We start from the raw sequence: 7,713 nt of genomic DNA on the forward strand, positions 1-7,713 counted from the left end.
AGTAGAAATTATTAACAGGAAAAGTAAAGGGTAAAGAGTAAGATTTTAGTTTGTCATTAGTCAAAAAGACCGTTCGCAATGTTAATCCCTTTACCCATCCTATGTTTGTATAAATAATTAAATTAGTAGAAATTATTAACAGGAAAAGTAAAGGGTAAAGAGTAAGATTTTAGTTTGTCATTAGTCAAAAAGACCGTTCGCAATGTTAATCCCTTTACCCATCCTATGTTTGTATAAATAATTAAATTAGTAGAAATTATTAACAGGAAAAGTAAAGGGTAAAGAGTAAGATTTTAGTTTGTCATTAGTCAAAAAGACCGTTCGCAATGTTAATCCCTTTACCCATTACTACAAAAACTTGAACAGAACATTAAGCATAAAGCTTGTATTAAGGATAGATAAGTTAGTGTAGTATTACTTTTCACAAAAAACAATATTATGAGTAAAGTTATAGGAATTGACATTAGTAAACAAACATTTGATGTAGCATTATTAGACAGCAAAACTAGTAAATGGCAACATCATGTATTAGAAAACAACAAACTTGGATTTAAAAAGTTATGTAAGTTTATTTCAGAACAGAGTCATGTTGTAATGGAAGCAAGTGGCAGTTATTATCTACAATTAGCTTTGTATTTAGAAATGAATAATATAAAAGTAAGTGTAGTAAATCCTTTGGTTATAAGAAGATACAGTCAAATGAAACTTCAAAGAGCAAAGACAGATAAGAAAGACGCACAAACCATAGCAATGTATGGTATAGAACAAAATCCAGAGTTATGGCAATCTCAAGATAAAGAAGTAATGGAGTTAAAACAACTATATTCCACAATAGAGTTATTAAGTAAACAAGTAAGTCAGACACAACATCAGTTAGAAGCACATACGAGCAGTGGTATACTAAGTTCATCATTAAAGCAAGAACTAAATCAACATATAAAAACCCTAAAAAGAAGAAAAGAAAAATTAGAAACAAGATTTAGATTATTATCAGAACAAACATACGGAGACACTCTAGAGCGTTTAGCAACAATACCAGGTATAGGTAAAAAAACAGCCGTCATGTTAACTGTAATTACCAATAATTTTAAAAAATTTGATAATTATAGACAGTTAATTGCATATGTAGGACTAAGTCCGAGAAAGTATGAATCAGGAACAAGTGTGCGAGGCAGAGGACATATTTGTAAAATGGGACAATCGCAAATAAGGAAGTTATTGTATATGTGTAGTTGGTCAGCCAAGAAACTAAATAAAGCATGTATAGCAATGTATGAAAGATTAATTGCCAAAGGCAAAGCAGAAAGAGTAGTAAAAATAGCAATAGCTAATAAGTTATTAAAACAAGCCTTTGCAATAGCAAAAAATAAAGAAGTATATAATGAAAATTTTATGCAAAAAGTTTGTTTTTAAGCACAGAACATTGCGAATTTTTTGATGTACGAAAAAAATGTGGCAATCTCACACCATATCAGGTGTTTTCACTTGATATACAATTTAAATAAAGCTATAACCAATGAAAAACTATTTTTCTATATTACTATTTAGTTGCGTATTGCTTTTTTCATCATGCAATAAAGCCAAAAAAGAATGTCCAGGAGCCAAAAAAGCAACATTAAAAGATTTTACAGGATTTGATGGTTGCACTTGGATAATACAATTAGAAGATGGCACTTATTTAGAACCGAAAAACTTAGACAAATTCAACATTACACTAGAAGACAACAAAAAAGTTTGGATAAGGTACGAAACACAAATGGGAGCATCAATTTGTATGGTCGGCGACATAGTTAACTTGCTTTGCATAACAGAGCGATAGATTTATTTTTTAAAATTGAACTTATAACCTAAACCAAATTTTATACCCGAAATCTCTGTTTTACCAAACTCACCAAAGAAATATAGTTTTTCGTTTTTTGTAAACTTTTTATATCCAATAGCAAAACCCCAATTTACTTTAGTCCTATTAGTAATAATAGTTTCATTTAAAAATGCATCGTAATCAGTTGCTTTAAAATGATAAAAACCAATAAAAACTGGAAAGTATAATTCTCTATTATTTCCTTTACTTGATTTATTTCTTACATCATAAATCATTTGTAAAAACTGATATTTAGCTGTAAGGTTAAAAGAAGTTTCAAAATAGTTTTTTATACCTCCAACCGCAAAAGAACTTCCTATGCAAAAAGTATTGTGTAAATAATAATCTCCGTTTACTACTATAGATGGATAGGAAAATAAGGTTAAGAATTCTGCAAAAAAGTTATAATTATTTGGATTATAGTCTATATATCTAAATCCTACAGGATTAAAAAAACTTACTTGTACTGTTGCATCTTTTTTTTCTGATGAAAAGCTATTTTGAAAAATAACAAATAGTAAAATTAATAATGATTTTTTCATAAAAAATATAACTCCTTTGTTGTGCTTTCTAAAATTAAACCATCTTGAAAATAGAACCAAATTGTAAACCTCTGAGAGCTATTAGGTAATGGTCTTTCTTTTAATATTAATTCAAAAAATAATTGGTCAAAACCTGAAGAATTATGATAATAATCTCTATCTGAATTTGCAAATGTGTTGAGGTTTAAAGTCTTTGTTATGTTTATAATAGAGGTATCTGTTATACTATATGATTCTCCACGCTGATTAATAGTACTTAATACTTTAAATTTATTATTTAGATTATTTTCTGCTAATATGTTATTAAAATCATTATTACTTACTATTACAATACTATCTATTAAGTTTGTGTTTTTGTAATGTGTATAGTTAAAACACTTTTCAAAGGAATAGGCATAACAAGTATTGCCAAAAGAAAAGCTGTTGTTGTTTCTTGCAATTTTTGTGGCAGCAATATTTAAAATAACTGAAAAACTTAAATAGTCATTTTCATGAATAGTATCGATAGCTACAAAAGTATCATAATAATAATAATTTGATGAGTTAAAGAAATTTATAGAATCAATTTTAAACTCATAAGTGCCTAAATATTTACTTTCACAAGGATTACAAGCACTTAGTACTAATTGTATAAAAAAGTACATGGCAATAATCATTATTTTCTTAATTTCCATAGTATAGTTTTTATACTTAAATATACTATAAATATTTAAGACTAATATTGTCTAACTTTAAAATACCAAAGATTAATTATTTTAGCACAATATTTGATTCTACTTACAAATGAAAAGAACAATTTACCTTTCAATTATAGTTTTTACACTATTAACAGTTGCTTGTAATAGACCAAAAGACAAAACAACGCAACCGATAGTTGACAATAATCAAACAACTACCGATAGTATTTATAACAGCAATCCAAAGGTAATGGCATTGCTACAAAATATTTACAATAACGAATTGCCATTTGAGTTTCTCTCTGCTAAAATGAAAACCAAAGCACAAATGGGAAACATCAACCAAAGTTTTAATACACAATTGCGTTGGCACAAAAACAATAAAATTTGGATGTCTATGTCGCTCTTTGGATTTGAAGGTGCAAGAGTTTTAATTGAACCTGATAGTGTTTTTATTGTAGATAGATTAAATAAAAGGAACATTGTTCAACCACTTTCTTTCATCAAAGAAAAAACACAAGCCAATTTATCTTTTAGAGATATAGAAAAAATACTATTAGGATTGCCTTTCTTAATTGATGCAAGTAAATTACAGTTAGATGAAACGCAAGCCAACACAACACTCAAAGCAATAGACAATAGGTTTACTACAATAATAGTATTAAACAAACAAAACTTAATTCAAAGCATACAAATCAACGATAAAATGATGCAGCAAAATATATATTCATCTTATGACGATTATCAAACAATAAATAATAAACATTTTGCGTATAAAAGGAGTTTGAAAATTGTAAGTCAAAACAATACCTTTGCAATGGATGTTGAGTTCCAAAATATTGACATATTAAAAGCACTTGATTTTCCGTTTTCTTTAAATGAAAAGTATTCGTTTGAGTAATAGTCGCAACATAGCTGTTTTTGTAATTATTAGTATAATAACTGGTTTTGCTTTTGCTCAAAATAGTAAAACACAATTACAAAAAAAACGCGACCAAATTTTAAATGAAATTGCTCAGACAAAAAAATTACTCAATCAAACTAAAGCGAATAAAGATGCTTCTTTGGCAGATTTAAATTCGGTAAACAAACAAATATCACTACAACGAAATTTGGTAAACAACACACAAAAGCAAGTCAACGAGTATCAAACCCAAATCAACCAAAAACAAAATTTAATTGAAGAAAAGCAAAAAGACTTATCTAAACTCAAAGATGAATATGCTCAAGCAATTGTATTAACCTATAAACAAAGTAAGTTTGCCAATAAATTATTATTTATTATTAGTGCCGATTCTTTTTCCGAAGCATTAAGAAGAGTAAATTACTTAAGACGATATGCCGTTTTTAGAAATCAACAAGCAGAAGAAATACAAGTAGCACAAAAAGAAATTACGAGTACAATACAAATCATCGAACAAAAAAAGAAAGATAAAGTAGCACTTCTAACAACTCAAGTAGGCGAAAAAGATGAACTAAATAAAACCTTAGAAACCAAAAACAAAATAGTTCAAGATTTAAAAGGCAAAGAAAAAGAACTTCAAACAGACATTAAGAAAAAACAAGCAGCAGCACAAAAACTCGACAATCAAATTGCTGCAATTATTAAAAAAGAAATAGAAGAAGCTAAGAAAAAAGCGGAGCTAGAAGCCAAAAAGAAAGCCGAAGAAGAAGCTAAGAAAAATGCAGCAAAAAACACCAACGAAAAAACAACCACAGGCAAGACAGAAGAAAAAACAACCACTACTACAACTCCAATTACCAAAACACCAGAAGCTGTTGCACTAAGTAATAATTTTTATGGGAATAAAGGCAAGCTACCTTGGCCAGTAACTTCTGGATTTATTGCTAAACAATTTGGGAAATACGAACATCCAGATTTACCAGGCGTTACCATAGAAAATAATGGCATTGATATTAGAACCAATAATGGTGCTAGTGTCAGAACTTTGTTTGAAGGTACTGTTATTGGAATAATTAACAATCCTACATTTAAAAATGCAGTTATTGTAAATCATGGCGATTACTTTTCTGTATATTCTAAACTAGATGCAGTTAATGTTGCAAAAGGCGACAAAGTAAGTACCAAACAAGTAATAGGTACAGCTTACACCGATGATGATAATATTACAGAAGTACATTTAGAAATTTGGAAAGGCACCGAAAAGCTAAATCCTTCTTCTTGGATTGTTAATAAGTAAAGCTTTTTTTAAATTTAAATTGACTTAATTTTATTGAATCATTCAGTTTTGCACATCTAACCAATAACAGTGATTTCTTTGAAATGCATTATTGTTAAATTTGTAAGCTGAAAAAAACGAACACTAGATGAAGCGATTAAACATTATTATAAGTTTTTTATTTATAATTTTCATTTTTGCGTTTTGTACTAAAATCAAAATTGAAAAACCTGTTTTAAAAGACAATTCTCTAAATTGTAATGATTTAAAAGAAGGGACACCTTATTATCAAGAAATTCCTAACTTAGACTTTGAAGCTTGGACAACATCGCCGTCTGGTAGATATCAAGAGCCAACACCTACTTGTTTTTGGGCTACACCAAGTAAAGCCAATGATATTATTGGTGCTATTCCTATTACTGTTACAGCAGTAACTGGCGATAGTGCTCGCTCTGGAAAATATGGCTGTATGATGAAAACACAAAAATGGGGAGCTTTATTAACGGCTGGTACTGTAGCTTCTGGTACATTTGCACCTAACTTTCAAAATCCACTACAATCGATTAGCTTTGGAAAACCGTTTAATAAAAAAGTAAAAGAAGTAAGAGGTTGGTACAAGTTTTGGTCAGTTCAGCAAGATTCTTGTAGTTTCTACTGCTATCAAACAAGAAAACTAAGCAACGGACAAACAGAAACCGTTTGTTTTGATAGAATTATTACACATGAAACTAAAACAGAATGGACAGAATTCGTTTTAACACCACAATATTATTCTAATGCCACACCAGAAAGTTTAGTTTTATACTTTGCCTCTAGCGAAGAAGGCGATGAATTAAAAGGACAAGTAGGTAACACGCTTATTGTTGATGATGTCTCGGTCACCTATTACTAAAAGAAAAGAAGATGAAGCACAATATTATACTAATTATCTTAGTTTGTTTAATGAGCAATGGTTTTGCAAAGTACAAAACCTTTAAATCTAAAAAAGAAAGAGAAAAAGTTGCTGTAGAGAAAATGAGCAAATTCGACTTTGGTATTAGAATGGGAATGAATTTAGCATTTCCACTAGGACCACTAGTAGAAAAAGCAGAAGGCGTTCCATTTCCTAGTCCAGTTTTAGGTTTAGATACTCGATATTATTTTTCAAACAGATGGTCTATTCAATTAGGTGCGATGTATTATTGGAATAGAACAAGATTTCAAACACCATATGCTAACTTTACTTTTATAGGACCAATAGATATTGCACTTCCTGATGGTTCTACAACACAAGTTTCCGATACGGTAAATATCTATTATGCTGTTGTAAGAGATGGCTTATTCGATAATAAGTTTTTCGGTTTTCCTATACATGCCAACTTTCATATCAACAAAGTTTGGAGCATTAGTTTAGGTGGTTATTTTTCTATTTTATTAAAAGGAGGAATGACTGGTCAAGCTACTGAAGTAGTACTTGGAGATGGTTCTAGTAGCGATTTTAAAGTTGGTGATGATGTGCCTTTTGACCAAAGTGACCAATTTAATAAATTTGATTATGGCTTTAATGTTGGTGCTAATGCTCAATTACCCAATGGCTTTAATTTCGATTTAAAAGTAAATACTGGCATTGCGTCTATGTTTAAGAAAAGCTTTACCGCACCACCAGGAACTTATCACCATGTGTTTTTACAAGGCACTTTAGGTTATCGTTTAGGTGCTAGAGAAAGATTTAAACCAGAGAAGAAGATATAATCAACTTACTTCATTAAACCTTTGCTTTTTAACTCTTCCAATGATTGCTGATAGTTTTGATTGCTGTTTGCATCAATGTTTTGTTCATTTACCCATTGTGTGAATAAGGCAATACCATCATTAAAAGTATATTTTGGTTGATAATTTAATAATTGCTTTGCTTTGCTAATATCTGCTACATTATGTCTGATGTCGCCTTTTCTAAAGTTGCCACTAATCGTAAAATCTACTTCATTGTTGTAGTGTTTCATTAGTGTTTTAGCAACAGTTAATACATCTGTCGATACACCAAATCCAATATTAAAAATTTCGTTGTTCGCTTTTTCTTTCTCAATTCCAGCTATTGTAGCACTCACTACATCATCTACATATACAAAATCTCTGCTTTCTTTGCCATCTTCAAATATATTAATGCTTTTATTTTGTTTAATAAGATTAGAAAACACTGCCAAAATTCCAGTATATGGATTGCTTAATGATTGTCCTGCTCCATATACATTCTGATATCTAAATGCAACAAAAGGAACATTAATTGCACTACACGAAATGGTAATGGCTTGTTCTTGCTGATATTTGCTTAAACCATAAATAGAATTAGGTTGAATGGCAGAATTTTCATCTGTTGCTAACAAATCAACGGCATTACCAGAAATTGGACAGGTACATTCAAAATTTCCATTCAATAAATCTTGTTCTTTTCTTTGCTTTGGATAAACTACTTG

The 7,713-nt window shown here is 29.7% G+C and carries 9 protein-coding genes; 6 read left to right on the plus strand and 3 right to left on the minus strand.

Features of this window, described 5'->3' with window-relative positions:
* Nucleotides 1-438: 438 nt before the first annotated feature.
* A complete protein-coding gene (locus tag H6553_12085) occupies nt 439-1,413 on the plus strand; it encodes an IS110 family transposase (GenBank protein ID MCB9034570.1) in 975 nt (324 codons plus the stop codon).
* Nucleotides 1,414-1,516: 103 nt separating this feature from the next.
* Nucleotides 1,517-1,819 (plus strand): hypothetical protein, encoded by a 303-nt coding sequence (locus H6553_12090; protein ID MCB9034571.1) that lies wholly within the window; start codon nt 1,517-1,519, stop codon nt 1,817-1,819.
* Nucleotides 1,820-1,821: 2 nt separating this feature from the next.
* Here the strand turns inward: H6553_12090 and H6553_12095 are convergent, their stop codons facing one another.
* Both H6553_12095 and H6553_12100 read right to left on the minus strand, forming a co-directional pair.
* Complete coding sequence (locus H6553_12095) at nt 1,822-2,403, minus strand: hypothetical protein (GenBank protein MCB9034572.1); 582 nt, start codon at nt 2,401-2,403, stop codon at nt 1,822-1,824.
* Entirely contained in the window at nt 2,400-3,077 is a 678-nt protein-coding gene (locus H6553_12100) for a hypothetical protein (protein MCB9034573.1), read from the minus strand. Before H6553_12100 ends, H6553_12095 begins: the two co-directional genes overlap by 4 nt.
* A 109-nt stretch (nt 3,078-3,186) precedes the next feature.
* Between H6553_12100 and H6553_12105 the strand changes: the two genes are divergently transcribed.
* The 4 genes from H6553_12105 (at nt 3,187) to H6553_12120 (ending at nt 6,991) form a co-directional block, all read left to right on the plus strand.
* Complete coding sequence (locus H6553_12105; protein ID MCB9034574.1) at nt 3,187-3,981, plus strand: DUF4292 domain-containing protein; 795 nt, start codon at nt 3,187-3,189, stop codon at nt 3,979-3,981.
* On the plus strand, nt 3,974-5,281 hold the full coding sequence (locus H6553_12110) for a peptidoglycan DD-metalloendopeptidase family protein (GenBank protein MCB9034575.1): 1,308 nt from the start codon (nt 3,974-3,976) through the stop codon (nt 5,279-5,281). Before H6553_12105 ends, H6553_12110 begins: the two co-directional genes overlap by 8 nt.
* 127 nt (nt 5,282-5,408) lie before the next feature.
* On the plus strand, nt 5,409-6,152 hold the full coding sequence (locus tag H6553_12115) for a PCMD domain-containing protein (protein ID MCB9034576.1): 744 nt from the start codon (nt 5,409-5,411) through the stop codon (nt 6,150-6,152).
* 11 nt (nt 6,153-6,163) lie between these two features.
* On the plus strand, nt 6,164-6,991 hold the full coding sequence (locus H6553_12120) for an outer membrane beta-barrel protein (protein MCB9034577.1): 828 nt from the start codon (nt 6,164-6,166) through the stop codon (nt 6,989-6,991).
* Between the two features lie 5 nt (nt 6,992-6,996).
* Here H6553_12120 and H6553_12125 read toward each other — a convergent pair.
* On the minus strand, nt 6,997-7,713 hold a 717-nt coding region (locus H6553_12125; protein MCB9034578.1), incomplete at its 5' end, for an NAD-dependent epimerase/dehydratase family protein.

The sequence above is a fragment of the Chitinophagales bacterium genome (genome assembly GCA_020636535.1).
In the GTDB taxonomy this organism is placed as follows: Bacteria; Bacteroidota; Bacteroidia; order Chitinophagales; family JADIYW01; genus JADJSS01.